The organism is Bacillus sp. 3255, assembly GCF_031456485.1.
Taxonomy (GTDB): domain Bacteria; phylum Bacillota; class Bacilli; order Paenibacillales; family NBRC-103111; genus Paenibacillus_E.
The window spans coordinates 95,760-119,749 of record NZ_JAVDUS010000016.1 but is presented as its reverse complement, the minus strand read 5'-3'; the positions used below and the strand labels follow the sequence as shown (position 1 = coordinate 119,749).

Annotated in this window: 20 protein-coding genes and 1 riboswitch; of the genes, 14 read left to right on the top strand and 6 right to left on the bottom strand. The window is 53.3% G+C overall.

What is annotated here, in order from left to right; genetic code table 11:
* Nucleotides 1-143: 143 nt before the first annotated feature.
* Genes trxB through tpx form a run of 3 tightly spaced genes read left to right on the top strand, consistent with a single transcriptional unit; the run spans nucleotide 144 to nucleotide 2,017 of the window.
* Nucleotides 144-1,073, top strand: coding sequence for a thioredoxin-disulfide reductase (gene trxB, locus J2X61_RS23165; RefSeq protein ID WP_274472083.1), 930 nt, complete (start codon nucleotides 144-146; stop codon nucleotides 1,071-1,073).
* A 56-nt stretch (nucleotides 1,074-1,129) separates the two neighbouring features.
* A complete protein-coding gene (gene trxA, locus J2X61_RS23160; RefSeq protein WP_274472084.1) occupies nucleotides 1,130-1,441 on the top strand; it encodes a thioredoxin in 312 nt (103 codons plus the stop codon).
* 51 nt (nucleotides 1,442-1,492) lie between these two features.
* The gene (gene tpx / locus J2X61_RS23155) at nucleotides 1,493-2,017 is read left to right on the top strand and encodes a thiol peroxidase (protein WP_310190922.1); all 525 of its coding nucleotides are present in this window, start codon (nucleotides 1,493-1,495) and stop codon (nucleotides 2,015-2,017) included.
* A 241-nt stretch (nucleotides 2,018-2,258) separates the two neighbouring features.
* On the opposite strand, the gene J2X61_RS23150 is transcribed toward tpx, so the two are convergent.
* Complete coding sequence (locus J2X61_RS23150; RefSeq protein ID WP_310190919.1) at nucleotides 2,259-4,568, bottom strand: UvrD-helicase domain-containing protein; 2,310 nt, start codon at nucleotides 4,566-4,568, stop codon at nucleotides 2,259-2,261.
* A gap of 93 nt (nucleotides 4,569-4,661) precedes the next feature.
* On the opposite strand from J2X61_RS23150, the gene J2X61_RS23145 reads away from it, so the two are divergent.
* Entirely contained in the window at nucleotides 4,662-5,495 is an 834-nt protein-coding gene (locus tag J2X61_RS23145) for a YihY/virulence factor BrkB family protein (RefSeq protein ID WP_310190917.1), read from the top strand.
* Nucleotides 5,496-5,506: 11 nt separating this feature from the next.
* On the opposite strand, the gene uvsE is transcribed toward J2X61_RS23145, so the two are convergent.
* A complete protein-coding gene (gene uvsE / locus J2X61_RS23140; protein ID WP_310190914.1) occupies nucleotides 5,507-6,463 on the bottom strand; it encodes a UV DNA damage repair endonuclease UvsE in 957 nt (318 codons plus the stop codon).
* A 194-nt stretch (nucleotides 6,464-6,657) separates the two neighbouring features.
* A complete protein-coding gene (pyk, locus tag J2X61_RS23135) occupies nucleotides 6,658-8,070 on the bottom strand; it encodes a pyruvate kinase (protein WP_274472089.1) in 1,413 nt (470 codons plus the stop codon).
* 120 nt (nucleotides 8,071-8,190) lie between these two features.
* Between pyk and J2X61_RS23130 the strand changes: the two genes are divergently transcribed.
* The gene (locus J2X61_RS23130; protein WP_310190912.1) at nucleotides 8,191-8,973 is read left to right on the top strand and encodes an AraC family transcriptional regulator; all 783 of its coding nucleotides are present in this window, start codon (nucleotides 8,191-8,193) and stop codon (nucleotides 8,971-8,973) included.
* A gap of 7 nt (nucleotides 8,974-8,980) precedes the next feature.
* On the opposite strand, the gene J2X61_RS23125 is transcribed toward J2X61_RS23130, so the two are convergent.
* Complete coding sequence (locus tag J2X61_RS23125) at nucleotides 8,981-9,712, bottom strand: DUF3105 domain-containing protein (protein WP_274472091.1); 732 nt, start codon at nucleotides 9,710-9,712, stop codon at nucleotides 8,981-8,983.
* Nucleotides 9,713-9,861: 149 nt separating this feature from the next.
* On the opposite strand from J2X61_RS23125, the gene J2X61_RS23120 reads away from it, so the two are divergent.
* From J2X61_RS23120 to J2X61_RS23105, 4 genes are all read left to right on the top strand, one after another.
* Nucleotides 9,862-11,343, top strand: a complete 1,482-nt coding sequence (locus J2X61_RS23120) for a methyl-accepting chemotaxis protein (RefSeq protein ID WP_310190907.1) — start codon at nucleotides 9,862-9,864, stop codon at nucleotides 11,341-11,343.
* A gap of 54 nt (nucleotides 11,344-11,397) precedes the next feature.
* A riboswitch (TPP riboswitch) is annotated at nucleotides 11,398-11,508 on the top strand.
* Nucleotides 11,509-11,606: 98 nt separating this feature from the next.
* The gene (locus J2X61_RS23115) at nucleotides 11,607-12,194 is read left to right on the top strand and encodes an ECF transporter S component (RefSeq protein ID WP_310190904.1); all 588 of its coding nucleotides are present in this window, start codon (nucleotides 11,607-11,609) and stop codon (nucleotides 12,192-12,194) included.
* Between the two features lie 5 nt (nucleotides 12,195-12,199).
* The gene (locus tag J2X61_RS23110; protein WP_310190901.1) at nucleotides 12,200-13,687 is read left to right on the top strand and encodes an ABC transporter ATP-binding protein; all 1,488 of its coding nucleotides are present in this window, start codon (nucleotides 12,200-12,202) and stop codon (nucleotides 13,685-13,687) included.
* Nucleotides 13,662-14,456 (top strand): energy-coupling factor transporter transmembrane component T family protein, encoded by a 795-nt coding sequence (locus tag J2X61_RS23105; protein ID WP_310190899.1) that lies wholly within the window; start codon nucleotides 13,662-13,664, stop codon nucleotides 14,454-14,456. Before J2X61_RS23110 ends, J2X61_RS23105 begins: the two co-directional genes overlap by 26 nt.
* A gap of 14 nt (nucleotides 14,457-14,470) precedes the next feature.
* Here J2X61_RS23105 and J2X61_RS23100 read toward each other — a convergent pair whose 3' ends face one another.
* Both J2X61_RS23100 and J2X61_RS23095 read right to left on the bottom strand, forming a co-directional pair.
* Nucleotides 14,471-14,956, bottom strand: coding sequence for a YuzC family spore coat inner layer protein (locus J2X61_RS23100; RefSeq protein ID WP_274472096.1), 486 nt, complete (start codon nucleotides 14,954-14,956; stop codon nucleotides 14,471-14,473).
* Between the two features lie 134 nt (nucleotides 14,957-15,090).
* A complete protein-coding gene (locus J2X61_RS23095; protein ID WP_310190894.1) occupies nucleotides 15,091-16,695 on the bottom strand; it encodes an S-layer homology domain-containing protein in 1,605 nt (534 codons plus the stop codon).
* Between the two features lie 625 nt (nucleotides 16,696-17,320).
* On the opposite strand from J2X61_RS23095, the gene J2X61_RS23090 reads away from it, so the two are divergent.
* From J2X61_RS23090 to J2X61_RS23070, 5 genes are all read left to right on the top strand, one after another.
* The gene (locus J2X61_RS23090; protein WP_310190892.1) at nucleotides 17,321-18,637 is read left to right on the top strand and encodes an ABC transporter substrate-binding protein; all 1,317 of its coding nucleotides are present in this window, start codon (nucleotides 17,321-17,323) and stop codon (nucleotides 18,635-18,637) included.
* Nucleotides 18,638-18,726: 89 nt separating this feature from the next.
* A complete protein-coding gene (locus J2X61_RS23085) occupies nucleotides 18,727-19,647 on the top strand; it encodes a carbohydrate ABC transporter permease (RefSeq protein ID WP_310190889.1) in 921 nt (306 codons plus the stop codon).
* Nucleotides 19,648-19,659: 12 nt separating this feature from the next.
* Entirely contained in the window at nucleotides 19,660-20,472 is an 813-nt protein-coding gene (locus J2X61_RS23080; RefSeq protein ID WP_310190887.1) for a carbohydrate ABC transporter permease, read from the top strand.
* Nucleotides 20,473-20,521: 49 nt separating this feature from the next.
* On the top strand, nucleotides 20,522-22,345 hold the full coding sequence (locus tag J2X61_RS23075; protein ID WP_310190885.1) for a sensor histidine kinase: 1,824 nt from the start codon (nucleotides 20,522-20,524) through the stop codon (nucleotides 22,343-22,345).
* A gap of 10 nt (nucleotides 22,346-22,355) precedes the next feature.
* Nucleotides 22,356-23,909, top strand: coding sequence for a response regulator transcription factor (locus J2X61_RS23070; protein ID WP_310190883.1), 1,554 nt, complete (start codon nucleotides 22,356-22,358; stop codon nucleotides 23,907-23,909).
* The last annotated feature ends 81 nt before the right edge of the window (nucleotides 23,910-23,990 follow it).

Sequence of the window (23,990 nt, the reverse complement as noted above, 5' to 3'; positions counted from 1 at the left end):
GGCCATTTAAATTGTGTGCAATATAGTTGTTGACAAAGTAATTGGATCTTGGTATGATCTTCTCATAAGATTTGCTTCAAATTTATTTGCGAACAAGTTAATTACTCCGTGATATGGATGAAAACAGACGAGGAGGCCTTCCTATGCATTATAAAGCAATTATTATCGGTACTGGTCCCGCCGGTCTAACGGCAGCAATCTATCTGGCAAGAGCCAATGTCGCTCCGCTTGTTATTGAAGGAATTCAACCCGGCGGCCAATTGACGACAACAACCGAGGTTGATAACTTCCCGGGGTTCCCGGACGGGATTATGGGTCCTGAACTGATGGATAACATGCGCAAGCAGGCGCTGCGCTTCGGAGCTACGATTCAGTCAGGACGGGTGGCGGAAGTGGACATGTCCAAGCGGCCGTTCACGCTGTTCTTGGAGGATGGCGCTCAATTGACAGCTGACTCGCTGATTATTTCGACAGGCGCATCGGCCAAGAAGCTGGGTATCCCCGGCGAGACCGAGAATATCGGCAGAGGTGTGAGCACCTGTGCAACCTGCGACGGCTTCTTCTTCCGCAACAAGAAAATCATCGTGATTGGCGGCGGAGATACCGCGATGGAGGAGGCGCAATTCCTGACCCGGTTCGCATCCGAGGTTCGCGTCGTGCATCGCCGCAATGAACTGAAGGCTTCGAAGATCATGCAGGATCACGCGCGTGGCAACGAGAAGGTCGCCTGGAGCCTGAACCGGACACCGCTCGAAGTAACGGCGGGTCCGATGGGTGTCAGCGGACTGAAAGTGCGCAACAACGATACGGGCGAAGAGGAGCTGCTGGAAGCCGACGGAATTTTCCTGGCGATCGGCCACACGCCGAATACAGGCTTCTTGGGCGGGCAGCTGCCAACCGATGAGCTCGGTTACCTGCAAGTCATTCCAGGCACATCCCAAACCGCTATCCCTGGCGTGTTCGCCTGCGGCGACGTGCAGGACCGCATTTACCGCCAAGCCATTACGTCGGCAGGCAGCGGTTGTATGGCCGCGTTGGATGCGGAACGGTTCTTGTCCGAGCAGCACGCTTAATATTTTCACATAACTGAATCTCAATTATTCAACCATTCATAAGGGAGGCAAATGCCATGTCAGTTCAACAGATAACAGATGCTACTTTCCAAAATGAGACCGCAGCGGGTACTGTGCTCGTCGATTTCTGGGCGCCTTGGTGCGGACCCTGTAAAATGATCGCTCCGGTACTGGACGAATTGTCCGCCGAGATCGGCGATAAAGCCAAAATCGTAAAAATCAACGTGGACGACAATCCGGAATCCGCGGCCAAGTATAACGTCATGAGTATCCCTACCTTGTTAATATTCAAAGACGGGCAAGTCGTGAACCAACTCGTCGGCGTGCAGCCGAAAGATCGATTGAAGGCCGCTATCGAGCAGGCCTGAGAGTCAGCAAACAACACCCATTCACCATATTCCACTTAGGAGGCAGCAAACATGACACAATTACAAGAACGTACAGGAGTAGCGACATTAGGAGGCAACCCGATTACACTGCTGGGGCCGGAGATCAAAGTTGGGGATCAGGCACCGGACTTCACGGTAAATAAAGATCTGATGACAGAAGTCCATCTGTCCGACTATGCGGGGAAAGTGAAGCTGATTTCCGTCGTCCCTTCCGTCGACACGGCGACTTGTGACGCACAGACGCGCCGATTCAACGTGGAGGCCGATAAATTAGGCGATGATGTCGTCATTTTGACCATCTCCGCAGACCTTCCATTCGCCCAGAGCCGTTTCTGCGGGGCATCCGGCATCGATAAAGTCGTGACTTTATCCGATTACAAAAGCCGCTCCTTCGGTCAGGCGTACGGAGTGCTGATCAAAGAGATCCAGCTCGATCAGCGTGCAATTTTTATTGTAGATGCGAATGACACGGTGCGCTACGTCGAGTATTTAACGGAGATGAGCGCACATCCGAATTACGAGGCGGCTCTTCAAGCTTTGAAGGAGCTCGTATAAAGCCGGTTGAATGCGCGGAATGCTAACGGACCACAGATACCCTATTCGCCGGTTTCGGAGCCGAAATCACGGGTAACAAGGGGAATAACGGCGCTGACTTCCGTTAGCGGTCGAGAGCGGTCAAGGGCCGCTGGGCATCCCCAAAAAGAACAAAAGAGCTAAGCTCATAAGCGCTTAGCTCTTTTTGGTGTTTGCACCGGCAACCATCATGTAACCCACGGGCGGGCAAGCGTGCGCCTGCCTAGCGGGCAAGCGGAACGAGCCTGCTGCCCTTAACCATGGCCCTGCCGCACAGGGGGCAGGCCTTCTCCGTTCGCCGCGCCTCCTGCGGCGAAGAGATCCGCGACCAGGCCTTGCAGCCGGCCTGGCCGCATACCCATGCCGCGACCGACTCCGTCGCGGCGGAGCCCGCAGCAGCCGCGCGCGGCACGGCTGCCCGCACAGATACAGCCGCCGCAGGCTTGCGGCTGCTTGCCGTGTCCGCGCAAGGAAACGCGGACAGCAGGAAGCGGGAAGGCTCCGCCTTCTTCCCGCGGAAATACGCCGGCGAGCTGATCAGCAACTCAGCCTTGGCGCGTGTGACGGCGACGTAGGCGAGCCGCCGCTCTTCTTCAAGCGCGGCGGCGGACTTGTCGCCCCCCGCGGTGCCGGCCATCTGAATGTCGTTCAGATGGTTCGCTTCCAGGGCCGAGGCATGCGGCATGTTGCCTTCGATCGCGCAGAGCAGGTAGACGACCTTGAACTCAAGCCCCTTGGACTTGTGGATCGTCATCAGCGAGATTTTGTTCGCGGCTTGATCTTTGGGCATCGCGCTCAGCTCCGTGCGTTTTTCTGCGACTTCATGGATAAAATAAAGAAATTGCTCCACCGTGTCGAACCGCTTGGCGGAGGACTCCAGTTCATCCAGAGTTTCCTTCAGCATTTCCCGGTGATGCGTCAGCTTGCTGCGCTTGTTCGTCTCTAAGAAAGCATCGTAGAAATCCTTGCGAATAGCTTGTATCGCTTCAAGCGGCTTCATCTCGGCAAGCGATTTAATGAGACGGATGCGGCTCTTGAGCTTATCCTTCTGAAAATCTTTCAGCTGCGGCAGCCCCAGCAGATGGATCAGCGGCCACTTTTTGGCCTGAATCGCTTCCTGCTCCTGAATAATTCGCATGCCTTGGTCACGCCCTATATATAATGAGGGTAGGATCCCCTCGATGGCTTCGAAATTGCGGCGTTCGTGGGCGATCCGCAGATGGTCGACGATCGGCTTCACCATCCACTGCTCATAGAAGGAATCACTGGTGCCGTAATCGACAAAAGGCAAGTTGTGCAGAATCAGCTGTTCGACGATAGCTCTGGCGTTGCTCTGCGTCCGGTATAGAATGGCAAAATCGCCGTAAGAGAAGCCGCCGTCCGCGACCTTGATCCGCAGATCGTTAATAAGCCAATCGGCCTCATCGTCGCTGCTTGCGGGCCTCACGTACATCGGCTTCGTTTCGCTTTGCTTGGTGGCCAGGAGCGTTTTGTTTTTGCGCTGAACGTTATGCTTGATAATGGCATTGCCCAGTCCGACGATGCTTGACGTTGACCGGTAGTTAATATCGAGCGTGATCGTCTTCGCTGCGGGGTACTGCTCGTGGAATTGCAAAATAAACGCATTACGCGCCCCGTTGAACGAATAAATCGTCTGGTCGTCATCGCCGACAACCATTAAGTTTTGATGATTTTGCGCAATCATTTGGATGATCGCATACTGCACCGTATTCGTATCCTGAAACTCGTCGACGCTGATATAGGTGAATTTACGCTCAAGTGACCGCAAAATATCCGCATTTTCCTTCAACAGCCGGTAAGCAAGGAGAAGAATATCGTCGAAATCGATTTTCATTTGTTCCATCTTCCATTGTTCGTACTGCAGGAAAATTCGTTTCATCTCCTGATCCTCTTCGGTCTCCTCGGGGAGGTCGTCGACTTCGATCAGCTGCATTTTGTAGGAGGACAACATGGAGATCAGCACCTCGGGCTGGTAGGCATCCTGCAATCCCATGCTCAGCATGATTCGTTTGAAAACGATCTGCTGAAAGCGGCTGTCGCTCAGAATGTCTTGTTGAAACCCGTTCATCCGCAGAAGGCGGAGGCAGAAGGCGTGGAACGTCCGAACCTGCATCGTCTGAGCCGCCTGGGCGTCCAAGCCCGGCAAGGAAGCGAGCCGTTCCCGCATTTCTTCGGCGGCTTTCTTCGAGAACGTGATGAGCAGCACATTCGACGGATGGACCCGGTGAACCCGCAGCAGATAGGCTACCCGGCACACCAGCACCGTCGTCTTCCCGGAGCCGGCTCCGGCTAGGGTCAGAAGCGGGCCTTTGAAATGGCGCACAGCCTGTACTTGCGATTCATTCAGCAGGATTCGATGGCGCTCCAAATCGCGGAAAAAATAAGCATCCCGGTCCGCATCAGGCACAAAATCCGAGCTATTCGACAATACGGCCATCCGGGCATGCGGAATCGCTCGTTCTGTGGCGGGTTTAGCGCCTAACGGGGTGGGGTAAATAGTAAGAGAGTTCATGGTTATCACCTGTTTCATGGCATGACTGAACTACCTATTTTATCACAATTCCTGTGCAAAGAAAGGACAAGTCCGCTTATGGGTAAATCTAACTTGAAATTGCTCTGGCAGCAATTCCAGAAGCACGACGCCACGGGACTCGCTGCGCAGTGCGCCTATTATTTTTTACTGTCGCTGTTCCCGTTCCTGCTGTTTATTCTAAGCTTGCTCGCCTACCTGCCGTTCTCCTCGAACGATGTCGTCTTGCTGATCAAGGAATATATCCCGGGTGCCGTCTCCTCCTGGCTGGAAGAAACGCTCAGCAGCCTGCTCGATGTGAAAAGGGGCGGCACGCTGTCCTTCGGGCTCATACTCGCATTGGTGAGCGCCAGCGCGGCCATGAACGCCATCGTCATTGCCGTGAACAAAGCGTACGGACTGCCGGAGCGCAAAAGCTTCATACACTCGCGCTTCCTCGCGGTTATGCTTACTTTGGGCATGCTGATCGTCATCGCCTCTGCGCTCGTTCTAAGCGTGTTCGGGCACTGGATCGGGGATTGGGTGCAGGCGCATGTCCATACCGCGTCGACCATGGTGAACCTGTGGAACAAAATCCGCTGGGTGGTGAACTTTATCATTTTGTTCATCGTGTTCACAGGCATCTATTACATAGCTCCCAATACCTGCTTAACGTGCAAAAGTGTGCTCCCTGGGGCTTTATTCGCCTCTCTCGGGTGGCAGGGGACGTCGCTCGGCTTCTCCTTCTATGTTAATAATTTTACGAATTATAGCGCGACTTACGGCAGCGTCGGGGGCATTATCGTTCTGATGACGTGGTTCTATATATCGGCCTTGCTGATTATTATCGGGGGAGAGATCAACGCTTTGCGGCATGTGAAAAGCCAGGAGCACATTCATGTGATCCCGGTGGATAAATATATTCGGTAAAACGGATCCGGCTACCATGTCAGAACGCCTCCGTCAAGCCGCTTCATGCCGCGAACCTTGCTGAGGTCCTCGGCAAGCTTGAACAAGGCGAGATCCTTCATCTTCGCCTCGATCATGACATCGATACGGTCCAGACCGGCTTCCTTACAACTTTTCAAGAAAGTGATAAGCATCTCGGGCTCGATATAATCGGCGTGCGAACGGAACTCCTTCGTTTCCTTCGGGGATTTGGGCGAGGAGACATGAATTTTCATCGGGAGGCCGCTCCATGTTGTGGCAATCTCCGGCAGCAATTCCTGCGGCGAAGCCTCCGAAGGGTTGCACCAGTCGTGGTGCAGGTCCAGCATGCAGGGACGCCCCAGCTTCCGGGCCACGGCGAGCGTTTCCGCCAAGGTGTAAGTTTTGTCGTCATTCTCGAAGGTGAGCCGCTGCATGATGGACTCCGGCACTTCCGGGATCTTGGCGTACAGCCGCTCCGTCGCCGCCACCTTGTCGCCGTATACGCCGCCGACGTGAATATTGATGATCGCGGACTCGTCCAGCCCCATGCCGTCAAGGATGGCGGCGTGGTAGCGCAGATCCTGAATCGCCGCGGCAACGACAGAATCGCTTCCGTTCAGAAGCGTAAACTGGTTCGGATGCATGCTGAGGCGGATGTCATGCCCCTTGGCATAATCGCCGAGCTGCTTGAGCTCGGTGCGGTACTCGGCCGCCACATCGATCTGCACGTCCGGGTGCGTAGCTAACGGGACCAGCGACGAGGACAAGCGGAACAGACGGATGCCATGCGCGGCATTGTAGTATAGAATGCGCCGTGTGGCCTCGAGGTTTTTGCGTCCGATGTCGATGGCCCGCTGCATGGCCTCCTCGCGGGGACGCTGGGAGAACAGCTTGTACGTGAAGGTGGAGCTGGGGGTGTTATTATAAATCGCGAGAGCGATGGATACGAATCCGAGCCGGATGATCATGGAACAGAACCTCCCGTTATGATGTAGCTATACAGTTAATGTACCCCCTGCATGCGGTTTTCAGGCAAAGGCCGCACCACGAACAAAAACGCCCTGCAAGGGGGCGGCCGGGTTATAACCGGCGCCCATCATGCAAGGCGTCCAATCCGATCTAGATCTTCTTTCCCTTAGCTTCAGGGAACTTCAGTCGAACGTTACACCCGCTCAACCTTCAACAGGTTGGTCGTTCCCGACTTCCCGACCGGCACACCGGCGGAAACGACGGTCAGATCTCCCTGCTTCACATAGCCGAGCTTCTCCGCCAGCCCGATCGCCGTGCGGATCATTGCGTCCGTCGACTCGCAGAATTCGCCGCGAATCGGGATGACGCCCTGCACCATGCTCAGCAGGTTGATCGCGGACTCGCTCGCCGTCACGGCGATAATCGGTGCTTCCGGACGGTACTTGGCGATCATCCGCGCTGTGAAGCCGCTCTCCGTCGGCGTTAGAATCGCCGCCGCCTTCAGTTTGTTCGCGGATGATACGACCGCTTGGCACAGGACTTCCGTCACTTCGTTGTTGGATTGCAGCTGTGCGTCAACGAGAGAGCTGCGCTCCATCGTTTGCTCCACGCGCTCGGCAATCGTCGCCATCATCGTCACGGACTCAACAGGGTATTTGCCCGCCGCAGTCTCGCCGGACAGCATGACCATGTCGCTGCCGTCCAGTACGGCATTCGCAACGTCGCTCACTTCGGCGCGCGTCGGACGCGGATTCCGCTGCATGGAATCAAGCATTTGCGTCGCCGTAATAACCGGCTTGCCGGCCAGGTTGCACGCGCGGATCATATCCTTCTGAGCGATCGGAACTTCCTCCGTCGGAATCTCCACACCGAGATCGCCCCTCGCAACCATGATGCCGTCGGAAGCTTCCAGGATGGAAGCGAAGTTGGTCATGCCTTCTTCGTTCTCGATTTTCGAAATGATCGGCGTAGCTCCCGCGCCATGCTGCTCCAGGATGCCGCGTACCTCTTGAACGTCGTTCCCGTTGCGGACGAAGGACATCGCGATAATGGAGATGTTCTCTTCGATCCCGAATTTGATGTGCATCACGTCGCGTTCAGTTACCCCTGGCAGGGACGTGCGAACGCCGGGCAGATTGACACCTTTGCGCTGCTTCAGAACGCTGTTGTTCAATACGGTACAGATCACTTCCGTCCCGTCAATCGTTTCAACGCGCAGCTCGATCGAGCCGTCATCAATCAGCACAAGGTTGCCTGGCTGTACGTCCTGCGGAAGCCCAGGATAATTCACGGCAACGCGGCTGCCGTCTCCGACGATCTGCTCGGTCGTAAGGACGAGGCGGTCACCGGTTTTCAAGTCATAAGAAGCATCCTTCAGTTGGCCGATGCGGATCTCCGGTCCTTTGATATCCATCAGAATCGGAACGACAACACCGAGCTCGGATGCCGCTTGACGCACGCGTTGAATGCGCCCGCGGTGCTCATCCAAATCGCCATGCGCCATATTCAAACGGGCAACGCTCATACCGGCGCGAATTAATTCCTTAAGTGTAGGGACGGAATCGCAAGCAGGTCCCATGGTGCAAATGATTTTCGTTTTACGCATTGTACAGGACTTCCTTTCATCATGGACAAATCAATTTTGGCTTCATTATATGCCTAATTTCGACAAACTTCTATGAAATATAGTATTCTATATGTACTATAGTATGTGGGTGATTCGAGGATGAAGCTTACAAGCTTTACTTATGACAAGAGCAGCAATTGGTATTCGGAAGCGCAGGAGGGGGCGGCGGATTGGACGCTTGTCCTTGTTACTTACGGGCGCTGTGTATATTGGATCGAAGAGAAGAAGCAGGTGCTGGAGAAGGGGCAGTGGCTGCTTATACCGAGCCGGACGGCCTACTACGGCAGAAGCGTTCCGACGATGCTGCATGAGAAATATGTTGTCCGGTTTATGCCGGAAGCCGCCGAGGCCGCTTTCCCGCTGCTTCAGGGTACGGGCTTCGCCAGCCGTATAACGGGCAAGTACGAACTCATTGTGGACCGCTTGCGCCATATGCACCAGCAATGGCAGGACGAACAGCCCTATTATCAGGCGCTGTGCGAAGCGCTGTTAACAGAGCTGTTCGTTTATTTACACCGGGAGTGGGATAAGGAGGACGTGCCGGGCGTCACCTCGCAGCTGGTCGAGCAGATGAAAGGTTATATCCAGAATCACTACCGGGAACATGTGACCAAGGAGGAGCTGGGTGCCTGCATCAACCGTTCGCCGAATTATGCGGCCACCTTGTTTCGCAAAGCGACCGGCCAGACGATCAGTGAATTCGTGCATGTTTCCCGGATCAAAACCGCCATTTACATGCTCAAGCATTCGGCGTTGACGGTATCCGAAATCTCCGAATTCATCGGATATAACGATCCGTCCTATTTCTACCGTGTGTTTCGAAGGCTGACGGGTCTGGTGCCGACCGATTTGGTTTCCGACCGCGAGACCGTCCGCAAGTAACCTTCGCTTACATTGTTCCCCCGCCGCGCCGCACTTCGGAAGGAATCTTCTCAGGCCCGTTGTCGATGTTCTGGTAAATGAAAGTGCCGACGCTGGCCTCGTCGAACTTCGGTAGCTGCATCGTCTTGGTCCATGCCGTGACGACAACCTCCATGTCCTTCGGCACGTCCGGATTCGCAACGGCTAATACACCCGCCCCTGCTTTCTTGAAATGACTCAAATACGCCAGCTTATCCTGAAGCTCCTTAGGAGCATCGGGATGGAAATATAGAATAATATCGCCGTGCTCCAGATTATGGACGAGCATCGCGTAGGTCGGACGCTCTGTGTAAAATCCGAATTTCAAATCATGCGGGCTGTGCGTACCCGAGGTCGGAATGGTCATCTCGTAGCTTAGCATGTCTTCGCTATGGTCCCGGCCGTAGTCTTTATCCGTTGTGACTTGGATAGGCGCATTATAGTTCAGCTTCTCGACACTGTATTTGCTGGAGGAGTATTGAATCAATGAGGTCCCAAACGAACAAATGGACAGGATGAGAAGCGTGTGAGAGAGAATCAGCCAGGTTTTAAGCTTTTTCTGCAGCGTTTGCTTTTCCGCTTTCTTCAGCTTGCTTGTGTTGGCTTTGCGCGTCTTAGCGGCAAATACGTAGCCGATAACGGCCAAGATGAAAAGGGCCAGCCCGATGTAGAGCAAGATGGCTATAACGCCGGACCCGTCCTGCAGCGTGGAGTGTTCCATAATAAGATGAGCTCCTTTATGAGTAATCTATTAGACACTACATATTGTAGTTTTAAAATGAACCATAAGTCAAATGCAATATAGGGAATATACAATTTGGCATTAGGCAAAAGAGGATTACGTCGGTATATGTTGAATGATGTAATAAAATGTCTAATTTTGTTTGCGACGAGGGGGAAATGCGTTTGTCGGATCATCTTTTGGAACTACATAGAAGAAACGGGCTGATGGTGAAGCTGCTCTGGGCATGCTTGGCGCTTGGCATGGGAGCGTCTTATCGATTGGCGGACGTGGTGCTGACGTTATTGGCATTCGGAGCGCCTATTGCGCTCGTGTGCACCATTATAATCTGGAGGAAAATCTGGATTTCTTACACGAAATACATCATTGCGATAGGCCTTAATGTGATCTCTTATTTCTTTATGGCTCATAGTACGTCGCTGTCCGGCATGCTGATTCTGTACTTAAGTTTGGCCTTGGTATCCTTGTATATGGATTTCCGTCCACTGCTGCTTACCGGTGTGATCGGGCTAGTGAACATGAACCATTTCTGCAGCACCTTGTCAGGACCTATGGACTATATTTCAATCAATGCTTTCTATGTGCTGACGATTATCGCGCTGATCGGTCAAGGGCAGATCGGCATGCGGATGCTGGCCAGTGTGGCTCGGAGTGCGAAGGAATCCGAAGCCTCTCGCTTGAAGACGGAACAGATGCTGGCAGGGGTGCGGACAACGACAGATGTGCTTGGGTCCTCCAGCACAACTTTGCATGAGAATGCTTCCGTTACCGGCCGCATTACAGAGGAAGTTGTTGCAGCTTTCCAGGAAATTTCGATTGGCATCGAGTCCCAAGCTTCCTCCATTACCGATATTACTTCGGCGATTCAAGAGGTGAACGAGACGGTCGAGCTGACCTCGTCCGCATCGGATACGATGAGCGGCCGGTCCCGGGATACGGCGAACATGACGAACGAAGGCAAGAACCAGATGGGGGACTTGTCGCACAAAATCAAGGACATCACGGAAATCGTCACGGAAACGTCGAGCATTATGAATGAAGTTAACGATGAAAATGTGAAAATCGGCCATATCGTCACCACGATCGCCGACATTGCCAATCAGACGAACCTGCTGTCGCTTAACGCTTCTATTGAAGCCGCGCGCGCCGGCGAACACGGCAAAGGTTTCGCGGTCGTCGCCGGTGAAATTCGCAAGCTTGCGCAGAACGCGCATGTAGCGTCCGCCGATATCTCCGAAATTCTCGGCTCGATTCAGCAGAAGGTGGAGACAGCCGTTGCAAAGGTTGCAGCGGGTAAAACAGCGGTAGAGTCCGGCAAGAAATCAGCGGACAGCGTGGACCTGCTGTTCGAAACCATCAACACGAACACAGCAGAAGTGATGGAGCAAGCGGAGAATTTGCAGCGCATGAATCAGCAGCTTCAGCGCTCCTCGCAGAAGGTTGCGGAGGAAATGACGTCCGTTGCAGCAATTACCGAGCAGTCTGCCGCATCGGTGCAGCAAGTGCTGGCAAGCGCGGAAGTGCAGCAGAAGCGAGTGGAGGATATTGTCGACAGCATCCGGCAGCTGAACGGTTTGGCGCAGGATTTGCAGCACCTGATCGAGAAATAAAATTCGCGAAACCCATTGCCAAATACCGGAGAATGGGCTACAGTTAAGCCAAATGAATAGCAACACGGGTGCTTGATGAAGTCAGGCTGAGATAGCGGCCTTATGCCGCTGACCGTTTAATCTGATCTGGATAATGCCAGCGTAGAGAATTCGAGTGCCTTCGTCTGCACTAATTTTATGCCTGCCGCATTCCGGCGGGCTTTTTTGCGTGTTCGCCTATCTCATTTTACATATTCGATACAAGAGAAGGAGTTGGAAAGCAGATGGCAGCAGGGGTTAAAGGATTGAAATTGACGGATATTCTGGTCACCATCGTGATCGCGGCGGTATTTGGGGTGATTTACCGGATTTGGGGACCGATGTACGATTTGATGAAGCCAATCGGTTTGCATGCGGAGCAGCTCAGCTATGGCATGTGGTTTATGGCAGGGACGTTCGCCTTCCTCATTATCCGCAAGCCGGGGGTCGCTTTGCTGGCGGAAGTTGCGGCAGCGACGATTGAGGCGTTGCTCGGCGGGTCTTGGGGCGTATCGACATTGGTGTATGGGATTCTTCAAGGACTCGGCGCGGAGCTGATTTTTGCACTTTTCCTCTATCGCAAGGTCAACGTCGGCGTGACGGTCCTGGCGGCCTTCGCTTCCGCGGCGCTGTCGCTGCTCGTCGATCAGTACTACGGCTATATCGATCAGTTGACGTTCTGGAACTACTGCTTATTTATCGGACTGCGCCTGGCCGGATCGGCGATTATCGCGGGTGTGTTCGCTTATTATTTGGCAGGAGCGCTCGCGCGTACCGGTGTGCTTAGTCTGGTCCGTCCCGTTTCGAAGAAAGATTACGACGCATTGGGGTAATGGGCATGAGCGGAAAATTCGGCGTTACGAACCTGAAGTTGAAATATCCCGGAGAGGAGGTCCCCCTGTTGTTTCAGGGGGTTTCCTTGTCGGTGAGACCGGGAGAGAAGGTGCTGCTGCTCGGTCCGAGCGGCTGCGGCAAATCTACGCTGCTCCAGGTACTGAGCGGGATCGTCCCCGACATTATCGAACTCCCGCTCAAGGCGGATCATGTTGCGGTGCCCAGCCGGTGGGGCTATGTGTTTCAAGACCCGGATGCTCAGTTCTGCATGCCTTATGTCGATGAAGAGATTGCGTTCGTACTGGAAAATATGCAGGTGCCGAGAGAGGAAATGCCGGCGCAAATCGAACACTATTTGCAGCTGGTAGGATTGCGGCTGGAGGATTCGCATACCTTGATCAGCCAGCTATCCCAAGGGATGAAGCAGCGGCTCGCCATTGCCAGCGTGCTGGCGTTGGAGCCGGAGGTGCTGTTCCTCGATGAACCAACCGCCTTGTTGGATGAAGAGGGCACGCAGCTGGTATGGGAAACGATCCGGTCCGTCAGCGCCGACAAAACGCTGGTCATCGTGGAGCACAAAATTGACGGTATTCTCGATCTGGTCGATCGGCTGATCGTCCTCTCGCCGGAAGGGGAGCTGATGGCGGACGGTTCGCCCAGCGCGGTGTTCTCCACGTACCGGCAGCAGCTTGCCGATTACGGCATCTGGTATCCCGGGGTATGGGACGATATGGGGTACCCTGCGGCGTCGGCCAGATCGGCCGCAAGGGCTGACCATCAGCCGATCATGCGATTGGACGGCTTCATTGGGCTTCGCGGCGGGACCATCAGGACCTCTGTGGATAACTTGAACGTGTATCCCGGCGATTGGATTGCCGTAACCGGCGGCAACGGTGCCGGCAAAAGCTCGCTCCTGCTGGCCATGATGCGCCTCATTCCGACACGCGGCAGCTGCCGCGTCGAAGGCGCGAAGGGCGGCAAGATCGAGCAGCTCGCCGAGCACGTCGGCTTCGTGTTTCAAAATCCCGAATTCCAATTCGTAACGAATTCGGTGGAGGAGGAGCTGGCCTACTCCTTGCCGGAGGGAGGCGGAAGCGCTGCGCAGCAGGCTCATATGCATGAGCTGTTGCGGCAATACGACCTGCTCGGGCTGCGCAAGCGGCATCCGTTCCAGCTCTCGATGGGCCAGAAGCGGCGCTTGAGCGTAGCGACCGCGATGGTGCGCGGCCCCCGCATCCTGCTGCTGGATGAGCCCACCTTCGGGCTCGACGCACACGGCACGATGCGCATGCTGGAGCAGCTGGAACGGCTGCGCGCAGCCGGGACGGCCATCGTGATGGTGACGCACGATGACGAGATCGTGCAGCGCTGTGCGACGCGCGTCTGGCAGGTGGAAGCCGGCCGGGTCACGGAGACGCCTATTATGGCGCCTCCGGTCGCACAGGCCGGGAAAGCGAGGCGATCGTATGCATATAACGTTCACGTTCCGTGAAACTTGGCTGCATCGGGTTAACCCCGGGGTGAAGCTTGTCCTTTCCTTGCTTCTCTTCATCCTGGTCGTCTTCACGCATAATCTGAATACGATGGTGTATTTGACAGCGGGGACGCTGCTGCCGCTGCTGCTGTTCTCGGGGCAGCCGCTGCGCCGGCTGCTGTTATACGCTTCCCCGTTCCTTCTCATCTTCCTCTCGTCGGCGGCGGGGATGATGATGTTCGGAAGCGGGGAGACGCTGTGGTTTCGGGCGGGTATCATCCGAATCACGGAAGAAAGCTTCTACCGCGGCTTGCATCTCGGCTTCCGGGGCTTGCAGGTGGCAGCGGTAGGTTTGCTGTTCAGCTTGACGACAAGGCCCGTATCCTTGTTCTACGCTTTGATGCAGCAATGGAAAGTGGCGCCGAAATATGCGTACAGCTTCCTTGCCGCTCTGCGCATGCTGCCGGTGATACTGGAGGAGCTCCAGACGCTGCGCTATGCGCTCAAGGTGCGCGGCCGCAAGAAGCGCAAATGGTTTAGCGGCTGGTACACGACGCTGCGGATGTATGCCATCCCGCTGCTGGCGCAAAGCATTCGCCGCGCCCACCGCACGGCGGTCGCGATGGAAGCGAAGCGTTTCTCCGCTCAGAGGAAACGAACCTACTATTACTTTTCTTCCTATTCCAGATTGGATGTTTATTATATGGCTTATTGGGGGCTGCTTGTCGCTTTGACCGTGTGGAGCGGGACGGCGTGGCCGATTTGGGATGCTGTGGATGTTCGCTAACCGGGCACCGGTCGTTATTCACCCCATTTGAGCATTAGCGTGATTTCGCAGTAAGGAGTGTTTAACGACCTAGAATCCATTGTGAACTTCACCGAGCTTGGGGAGTACGTAGTGACAACCGCAGCTGAGCATCCGAAGGATTGGACGATGCGGTCCACTTCTTTTTGATTGCCTTGTTGGGCGTTCGCCATCAGACTACGGGCTATTTCGGGATCCTGCAGCTTATGGGTGACAAGCGAAGCATCCTTGAGCAGACTTTGCGAGGCTGCAAGGGAGTGGGAGAGCATCTTGGTATCGACTTTCGGATAGTCGCGCGGCTCCCAGACCTTGTATCCCGCCCCTATGGAATCGTACTGCTCCCATAGATGGCAGTCATTAGTGAAATGGAAGTTGTCTCCTAATCTATGTGTGGAATAATACGGTTGATAATAAGGGGAATAAGCGGGATCATGCAGGCGGATGGGCTGGGAATAACCGTAGTAAGCAGGGTAGCTGAACATCGTGGAACCCCTTTTCCTGGGAAGTTAATCATCGAAGCTGCATTAGCAATATATGTAGAATAGGCGCGAAGGTGCAAAAAAAGGCTATCCCAGAAGCAGCAAACTGCTTCGGGATAGCCTCTTGAAGTTTGCAATTAGCGGGTTAACGTGACGTAGCTGACTGCTTTTTGACCGGATGGCGCTACGGCCGTCAGTTCGAAGGAAGTTACGTTGCCTTCAACATGCACGAGGCCATTGGAGTCGACAGTTGCCGTACCTACCGCACCCAGAGCATCGTTACCATTGATATGACTGATGGTGAACAGAGTGCCTAATGCGAAGTTATAATCACGGATTTCGGTGTTCTCATACTCGATACCGAAGCTGTCAGTCAAAGTCAAATCCATGGCTGTATAGGCATCGAAATCTGCCGTGTAGGTGCTGCCTGATACGGTCATCGCTTTCTTAATCGATGTTTCACCGGCTTTGAATTCTTTCACTGAAATGGCATCATTTGTTACAGTCACTGTGACATGCAATTGCTTCGCGTCGCCGCTGCCGACTTTGACCATTAGCGTAATATCCGCTGTTCCAGCTTTATTACCGATCACGTAAGCGTGGTGGTCTGCGGACAAGCCGACTTTGGCCACTGCAGAATTCGACGAGAATACGGACTGCACGATACCAGGAGTTGCAACAACGTCCCCGTTAGCCGCGGTTACTTTCACTTTAATTTCCTTGGCAAATTTACTTTGCGTAGGATCTTCGGCGATGGCTTTCGTAATTGTACCTGTTGCACTGCCTGTCAAACCGCTGTCAATGACAGCAGCTAGCGTGTAAGGATCGGGTACCGTAACATTGCCTGTGTTATCTGAAGCAATCGTGAAGCTTCCCGTTGCCGTGCGGATCGTAGAAGCATCCAGACCGCCAAGCGTTACCGTGTAATCTCCGGCTGCCAGTGCAGTGTCAACGGCAAGCGTTGCCGTCAGGCCGTCTGTCGACCATGTCGTTTTGGCGGAAACGGCCGTTGTGCCGTTCTTCAATGTCAATGTGGCTTTAGCTGTATCGACAGCTTTGTTAAGGGAAACCGTTACTTGTTTCTTATCTGTTGAAGCTTGAGCCTTCGTGATCGAAATCAACGTTTGGTTGTCATGAGCTTGCTGTGCCGTGTAGGAGCTGGATACCAGATCCGCACGGTTGGCAGGCTGGTCGCCCGATTTACCGGCTGGGTGAATGCCTAGCTCCGTCGCTTGTTTGACGGCATCCGCGTACCAAGGCGAACCGCTTACGTTCACTTTCTTGCCGAGGCCTTTGAGAAGCAGTGTATCCAACTGACCTGCAGTAACAGAATCTCCCGGAACGAAGGTTGTATCCGTCACGCCGTCGATCAGGCCGGCTTTCTTCGCAGCTTCGATGTAAGGAACAGCCCAGCCGTTAGCGGCATCGTCCGCATGAACGTCGGAGAAGCTGGACACCTTAACCGTAAGGTCAACAGGAACGTCATAGATGAGTGTCGCTACTTTGGCGAATTGTGCGCGCGTCATATTTTGCGTAATCCCGAAAGTGGTGTCGGACACCCCTTCGAAAATGTCGGATGCCAGCATGGCATCGATTTTCGTTTTCAGCGCGGCGTCGATGTTCGCGAGATCCGTGAAGTCAGCGCTTGTTTTGCCTGCTGCGGAAGCAGGGTTCGTTAATGCTGTTGATGCGAACAAAGAGAACGCCATAGCGGCTGTTGCGATCATAGTAAGTTTTTTCATGGGTACCTCCTAAGGTAATGAAATTTATCAATGCGATTCTATTAAGCTACCAAACTATCGTGCATTGTGCTGTTGCTATAACTATACCTTGCAATAAAGAGTGTGTCATTGTCAAATTCTTGGCACTCAAGGAATGAGAGTGCTAGTTGAATGCTGTTATTTGCAAAGTGATGCTAGATAGCTTGCCGGTTAGCCTCGTTCCTTTCAATTAGACGCTGATACTCTCGGAAATGTTGCGCTCATTATGACGAGCTTTTCTGACGGACAGAGAAGCCCTTATTTCGAAGGAAAAGGTCCTCGGCGAATATGTAACGGACACCGCCGCCGTTATTTGCTCGTCTTGTGCGGGATCTAGCCTGATATCGGCAAAATAAGGTTTCCTGTGTCCATTAGATCAGGCGTGGGGTTTTCGAAAACCGTACATTTGAACACCTGCCGTAACATTTTCCCCCGCGTTATGCTGAACGCGCTTACATATCGTAAATTTGTTCCCCTAAGATGTGCGGTTTATCGGTTCAGGGCAGTGCTCGGAAGCTGTAAAGTTGTAGACAGGGAGCCGAGTCAGTCATCAAGCATTACGGCTTACCGAATCACATTCATCGTCAGAGAGAGGGTTGTACTTACTATGCAAAAGAAGTTAACAAGCCTGTTAACGGCCAGTGTGGCGCTTGCCCTAGTCGTTGCCGGTTGCTCGAGCACAAAAGAAAGCGCTCCCACGACAGGCGCGGCCTCGGCAACGGAAGCCCCGAAGACCACGGCAGCGGATAAAGCCGCTAGTCCGGTTGAAATCACATTCTGGAATATGTTCGGCGGGGGCGAAGGCGATTTCGTCGACCAAATCATCAAAGGCTACAACGAATCCCAGAAGGAAGTTACGGTGAAGCAGCTGCGTTTGGAATCCAACGAGTACTACGCGAAGCTCAGCACAGCGCTATCTTCCGCCAAAGGACCTGATGTTGCGGTAGCGCATGTCGACCGCATTTCGCCGTTCGTGAAAGCGAAACAAATCGTACCGATCGACCAACTGGCGAATAAAGTCGGCTTCAATCTCAAGCAAATTTCCGATGCGAATATGCAGAGCGTCTCTTACGATGGTAAACCGTACGCAGTTCCGTTAGACACGCATTTCCACATGTTCTATTACAACAAAGACTTACTGAAAAAGGCGGAGCTGCTGAATGATGACGGGACGCCGAAGCTTGGCGAACTGACGCCGGAGGGCTTTAAGAAAACGCTCGCCCAGATCAAAGCCAAAGTACCGGATGTGCAGGCGCTTGCCGTCAATACGCCGTATTTCCAGGAACCGTTCTTGAATCTCTACTACGAAGCCGGCGGAGACCTGCTGAATGCGGAAGGTAATAAAGCGGCCATTAACAATGACAAAGCTTTAAGCGTCCTGAAATTCTATATGGATCTGTATAACAACAAATATACCGATCTTAATGACAAAACGCCGTGGGATTCGTTCCATAACGGTAAAGCGGCGCTGTGGTTCGGCGGCGTATGGGAAGCCGGCCTGCTGCTCGGCGAGAAGTCACCGAATATCGGCGCTATGCCGCTCCCGGCCATTTTCGGATCACCGGCACATTGGGGAAGCTCGCACTTGCTTGTTGTTCCTTCTTATGTAGCGGCTGAGAAGCAAGAGGCTGCGGCGAAATTCATGAAGTATTTCTCCGAGGTCGGCGGTAAGACCTGGGGCCAAGCCGGTCACGTTCCGGCGAACAGCGCTGTAACGGCAAGCGATGACTATAAGAAGCTGCCATACCGCAATTTCTTCGTCGATGCACAGAAAACGGTGAAATTCGCACCGAAAACCGATAAGTACACCACCCTCATCACGACGGTTTCGGAGTCGCTGCAAAACATTATTTTCGGTAAGCAATCCCCGGAAGACGGGCTGAAAACGATGGAGAAACAGATGAACGACATTTTGTCCAACTAGCTAACCATGAAGCGGGCGGGACTGCTTAAGAAAGAGAGAGGGCGGTCCCGGCCAGTTGGATCGGAGCGCAATTCGAAGGAGATTACCTTATGGAGACTAAAGTGAGAAGCCAAGAAAGGACGGGAGTCCTTCGTAAACCATACGCCTTATCATTCATCACGGATTTGAAAGCAATCGTGTACCTGCTGCCGTTCCTTATCCCATTCGGCGTATTCTATCTCTGGCCGGTATGGAGAGGAGCTTGGATGAGCCTGCACGTATGGAACATTCAAGGCATGCAGAAATATGCCGGATTGGTCAATTATAAGAAGATTTTTACGGACTCCGACTTTTATTTGTATATGTGGCATTCGTTTTATTTTGTTCTGCTGTGTGCGCCGACCGTCATCGTACTGGGCTTGATACTGGCGCTGCTGATCAATCAAAATATTGTATTCCGCACGACGATACGCTCGATTTTTTTCTTGCCTTATGTATTGTCCGTATCGGTCATCAGCTTTATCTGGCTGCGTATGTTCGATTCCAAATACGGTCCGGTGCAGGCTTTCCTGAAGCTGATCGGCATCCCTGGGGAAATTCACTGGCTGACCGACAAACATTTTGCTTGGTGGGCCATTACCATAACGACTGACTGGTGGACGGTGGGGTTCGTGATGGTGCTGTTTCTCGCGGGCTTGCAAGAAATTCCGGCCGATCATTATGAAGCTGCGAAAATGGATGGCGCTGGCGCTTGGAAGCAATTTTGGCACATTACGCTGCCAGGCTTGTCCAGAGTCATGAAAATACAGGTGTTTTATCAGGTCATTGCTTGTTTAAAATTGTTCGGCCAGGTGCAGATCATGACCGGAGGAGGTCCGGGCGATTCGACCAACACGATGATCCGTTATATATATGTGACGGGGTTCAAGAAGGATATGTTCGGCTTGGCATCCGCACAGTCCATCGTGTTCTGTCTCATCATGCTGCTGATTGCCCTGATCCAATTCAAACTGACGAACCGTCAAGATTAACGGAGGCTATTGATGAAACGATTCATGCTGAACGCGTGCGCCATCGTTCTCGCGCTGCTGTTTATTTTCCCGCTCATCTGGATGCTCTTGGTGTCCTTGAAGCCGAATGGCGTCAATGTATTCACGCTAGCGGACTGGTTGAAATGGTCCGATTTGACCTTAGCCAACTATGCCAAAGTGATGAAGGATTCGCAGATCGTGAGATGGACGTGGAACTCCGCGATCATCGGTGTGCTGACGACCGTCATCTCGCTTGTTTTCAGCTCGCTGGCGGCGTTCGCTTTCTCCAAAATGCCGTTTAAAACCAAAGGCATATTTTATCTCGTCATCGTATCGGGTTTGCTAATCCCTACGGAGGCGATCCTGATCCCGCTCTACGAAACTGTGCTGCATCTGCGTCTGATCGATAACATTTGGGCGATTATTTTGCCGGGCTTGACGAATCCGATCGGCATCCTGCTGCTCAAGCAGTTTATGGACGGGGTGCCCAAAGAATATATAGAGGCCGCGCAAATCGACGGATGTCGCAGCACCTCCTTATGGCTGCGTATCTGCTTGCCGCTGACGAAGTCGGCGATGGTATCGGTCGGCATTTTCTACTTCATCCTGTCATGGAACAATTTCTTGTGGCCGTACTTATCGATTACCTCGCAGGAGAACATGATTCTATCGGCAGGACTGCCGACCTTTTTGTCGAATAATATAATGTCCTTGAACATGATTATGGCAGCAAGCTCAATAGCGGCCGTTCCAACCATCGCGGTATTCATTCTGCTGCAGCGCCACATCGTGCAAGGGGTGGCGATGTCGGGGATTAAAGGGTAAGAAGGAGTCTTCTTCCCCCTCTTTTGCCAAGACAGAAAGGATTGTCAGCATGAAGCTTTTACCGGGGAAAACAAGCAGAAGATTAGCGATATGGCCCAGCAGCATACGTTACAAATGGATGCTGCTGTTGTTTCTATTCTCCCTTACGCCTCTGTTAGCGATGGGGTTTATTTCCTTTTCCATTTCCAAATCGACGATCAATCAGAAGGCGACGGAGTACTCCGAGCAGTTGTTGAAGCAAACTGCCGATAATATTGATACCCGGCTGGGTATATACAAAGATATGATGATGCAAGTCGTGAATAATAATGAAATCGTTTCCATGCTGCGGACGTTAGATCGGGCGGACAGTACGCAGTACGATCTGGACAGCTTGTCGTTGACGACGAAGCTGTCGACGATTATCGCCATCAATCAAGATTTCCAATCGATCTCGTTTCTGTCGGAGACGCATTACATCAAAGGCATCTATCGCTGGAGCGACCGTTCTGCGGGCATCGTATCCCCGTTTCTCCAGACACTGGAGGACGGCAGCCATTTCCGCTGGTTCCCAACGCGGCTGGGTGCCTATGTCGATAGCCTGAATACGCAGAACGTGCATGTATTTTCGTTGGCCAAGCAAATTTATAAGATGTCCGACGACAGCCCTGTCGGCATCATCGCCGTGCTGGATATTCGCGAGGACGTGTTGAAAGAGATCGTCAGCAAGGTGACGAAGAGATCCTCCGATCTCCAAAGCTTCATCATCGACGAGCAAGGGCGAATCGTTTCTTATCCGGACAATGGGTTCCTGGGCAAGAACGTGCGGGACGTGTTGGGTGAGCAGGGCTCCGCTCAATTGCTGCAAGCCACCGGCGAAACGTACGGGTTCCCGCTAACGCATGCAGGCCAGCATTGGATTGTGGGCGCGAAGAAGCTGCATACGAACGGCTGGACCGTCGTGAATGTGATCTCGGAATCCATGCTGTACAAGGATTCCAATCGCATGCTGCAAATTATTATAGTGATTGCGCTGATTTGCATTGGATTCTCCATTGTAACGGCGCTGTTCTTGACCAATTCCATCTCGAAGCCGATTCTGCGAATGATTCGGTTGATGCGGCAGGTCATGTCAGGCGATCTCAGCGTACGGTTTCAAGCGAAGAGGCGAAACGACGAGTTTGATATATTGGGTGAAAATTTCAATTACATGGTATCCCGGCTGGATGAGCTTCTGAAAGCAGTCTATGAAGAGCAGAACGAGAAGCGCGTGGCTGAGCTGAAAGCGCTGCAGGCACAGATCAATCCGCACTTTCTGTACAATACGCTGGATATTATCAAATGGACCGCTTTGCTGCAGAAGGCGAACAATGCAGCCGAGATGGTCAGCTTGCTGTCCCGGCTCCTGCGGATCTCTCTGGGCAAGGGAGAAGAGACCGTCACCGTCGAAGAAGAGATAGAACACGTCCAGTGCTATCTCGGTATTCAGAAATTCAGGTTTAATTTCGATATCCAAACCTATTTTGACATCGACGATCGTGTCCGCAGATATAAAACGCCGAAGCTTATTTTGCAGCCGATTGTAGAGAATGCCATTCTGCATGCGTTCACCGACCGTGAATCCGGGGGAGACATTCATATCCGGTGCTCGCTTGAACCGGAGGGCTGCCTACGGTTCGTCGTAGCGGATAACGGTCGGGGGATGGATGCCGTCCTCGTGAAGAGCTTGCAAGCGCCGCCTAAGGGGGCGACGGCGGATAAAATGGGCGGAATCGGCTTGGCCAATGTCGATGAGCGGATTAAGCTGATCTGCGGGAAGCCATACGGCCTAGACATCGAGAGCGCTATCGGAGCGGGAACGAGCATCGGGATCCGGCTTCCTGCGATAGAGTAGGAGGGACATCATGTTTCGAGTTGTCATCGTGGAAGATGAATATATCGTCAGGTTCGGGATCCGGTCGATGATCGATTGGGAGAAGCTGGGCTTGACTGTCATCGGGGAGGCCTCCAACGGTCAAGAAGCTTTGGAGCTTATGAGCAAGGAGATGCCGGATATTCTGATTACGGATATCAAAATGCCGCTTATGGACGGAATCGCGCTCATTACGGAGGTTCGCAAGCGGAATCCGCAGATGAAAATCCTCATCCTCAGCAATGTTGAGGATTTCGGTTATGCGAAGGAAGCAATCCGCTATGGGGTCTCGGAATATTTGATCAAATCCGACATGATGCCGCGGGACTTCGAGATGACCCTGTTGAAGGTGAAGGAAGCCATCGAGATCGCTGCACCTGACGGGGCGGTGCTTCAGGAGTTCCGGAAGGGGCCGGTGTGGAAGGAGAAGCTGCTGCAGGAGCTGGCCGAAGGTGCGCAGCGGGAGACGGACCTTCTGCAAAGTGTTTGGAAGGGGGAGGAAGGCGGCTGGCTGTCCTTGCTCCATATTGGCAAGGACGCGCAAGCGCAGGGAACGGCAGACGAGCAGGCCCGCCTGCGCCTAGCGCTGGATGGCTTGTTGACGGCGGAACGGCTCGTCTATGAGATGTTTACCGACCGTCAAGGGGAGATGAATGTCGTCTTATCGACAGCAGCGCCGTCAAGGCGGAGCCAGCAGGCAGTACGCGAGCTCGCCGAGACTTTCCTTGCGTCAGTCGGTCCGGGCTGCACGGTCGGGATCAGCGAGCCTTTCCGGGCATGGGCGGATCTGCATGCTGCCTACGAACAAGCAAGGGCCGCAGTGAAGTACAAAATGTTCGTCGGAACCGGCAGAGCCATATGCTATGGCACGGACGATATGCCTGGGCGGGGCGAGGCTGGGGAGCCGATCAAAATCAGCATGCACCGTATACATTCCATGGTGTATGCGTTTCAGGCGAAGGAACTGCAAAGTTACTTGGAGGGGTTGTTCGGGCAATTAGCCGACCGCAAAGATTATGATATCGTGCAAATTATTTCTCTAGAGCTTTTAATTATGCTGACGACATTATGGTCAGACGTCGCCAGCGATCAGCAAAGCATTTTGCTGCTGAAGAAGCAATATTTTGACGAGCTATCCAAATTAGAAACACTGAACCAGAGCAAAACTTGGTTCCTGGGCGCTTTCGACGAGCTGCTGCAGCATATGATTCACATCTATAACAGTGACCGCAACAGTATTATCAAGGCCGCGCAATACATTCAGATGAATTACCAACAGGAAATCTCCTTGCAGTCCATCGCTTCTCTCGTGCATTTAAGCAAAAATTATTTCGCTAATCTGTTCAAGAAAGAGATGGGGGAAAGCTTCCTTGAGCACTTGACGCGCATCCGCATTGAGAAGGCGAAGTCGCTGCTTGCGGGGGAGCTGAAGACGGCGGACATCGGCCATATGGTGGGCATTGCGGACCCGAAATATTTCTCCAAGGTGTTCAAAAAAATAACCGGGGTCTCGCCATCAGAATACAGAATACGCGCGAAGGGCTGAGATGGACGGATAGTGACGGGGGTGTATGCCTTGTGCTGTTTAAGCGGAGCGAAGGCTGGATTAGGGGTGTGTTGTGCGTAG

What these genes read in the sequence shown, in the direction of transcription:
- J2X61_RS23125 (WP_274472091.1), bottom strand. Translation starts at nt 9,712, where the DNA reads ATGGAACACTCCACGCTGCAGGACGGGTCCGGCGTTATAGCCATCTTG.
- pyk (WP_274472089.1), bottom strand. Translation starts at nt 8,070, where the DNA reads ATGCGTAAAACGAAAATCATTTGCACCATGGGACCTGCTTGCGATTCC.
- J2X61_RS23150 (WP_310190919.1), bottom strand. Translation starts at nt 4,568, where the DNA reads ATGAACTCTCTTACTATTTACCCCACCCCGTTAGGCGCTAAACCCGCC.
- J2X61_RS23090 (WP_310190892.1), top strand. Translation starts at nt 17,321, where the DNA reads ATGCAAAAGAAGTTAACAAGCCTGTTAACGGCCAGTGTGGCGCTTGCC.
- J2X61_RS23075 (WP_310190885.1), top strand. Translation starts at nt 20,522, where the DNA reads ATGAAGCTTTTACCGGGGAAAACAAGCAGAAGATTAGCGATATGGCCC.
- J2X61_RS23110 (WP_310190901.1), top strand. Translation starts at nt 12,200, where the DNA reads ATGAGCGGAAAATTCGGCGTTACGAACCTGAAGTTGAAATATCCCGGA.
- tpx (WP_310190922.1), top strand. Translation starts at nt 1,493, where the DNA reads ATGACACAATTACAAGAACGTACAGGAGTAGCGACATTAGGAGGCAAC.
- J2X61_RS23105 (WP_310190899.1), top strand. Translation starts at nt 13,662, where the DNA reads ATGCATATAACGTTCACGTTCCGTGAAACTTGGCTGCATCGGGTTAAC.
- J2X61_RS23115 (WP_310190904.1), top strand. Translation starts at nt 11,607, where the DNA reads ATGGCAGCAGGGGTTAAAGGATTGAAATTGACGGATATTCTGGTCACC.
- uvsE (WP_310190914.1), bottom strand. Translation starts at nt 6,463, where the DNA reads ATGATCATCCGGCTCGGATTCGTATCCATCGCTCTCGCGATTTATAAT.
- trxA (WP_274472084.1), top strand. Translation starts at nt 1,130, where the DNA reads ATGTCAGTTCAACAGATAACAGATGCTACTTTCCAAAATGAGACCGCA.
- J2X61_RS23100 (WP_274472096.1), bottom strand. Translation starts at nt 14,956, where the DNA reads ATGTTCAGCTACCCTGCTTACTACGGTTATTCCCAGCCCATCCGCCTG.
- J2X61_RS23070 (WP_310190883.1), top strand. Translation starts at nt 22,356, where the DNA reads ATGTTTCGAGTTGTCATCGTGGAAGATGAATATATCGTCAGGTTCGGG.
- J2X61_RS23085 (WP_310190889.1), top strand. Translation starts at nt 18,727, where the DNA reads ATGGAGACTAAAGTGAGAAGCCAAGAAAGGACGGGAGTCCTTCGTAAA.
- trxB (WP_274472083.1), top strand. Translation starts at nt 144, where the DNA reads ATGCATTATAAAGCAATTATTATCGGTACTGGTCCCGCCGGTCTAACG.
- J2X61_RS23130 (WP_310190912.1), top strand. Translation starts at nt 8,191, where the DNA reads ATGAAGCTTACAAGCTTTACTTATGACAAGAGCAGCAATTGGTATTCG.
- J2X61_RS23120 (WP_310190907.1), top strand. Translation starts at nt 9,862, where the DNA reads ATGTCTAATTTTGTTTGCGACGAGGGGGAAATGCGTTTGTCGGATCAT.
- J2X61_RS23080 (WP_310190887.1), top strand. Translation starts at nt 19,660, where the DNA reads ATGAAACGATTCATGCTGAACGCGTGCGCCATCGTTCTCGCGCTGCTG.
- J2X61_RS23095 (WP_310190894.1), bottom strand. Translation starts at nt 16,695, where the DNA reads ATGAAAAAACTTACTATGATCGCAACAGCCGCTATGGCGTTCTCTTTG.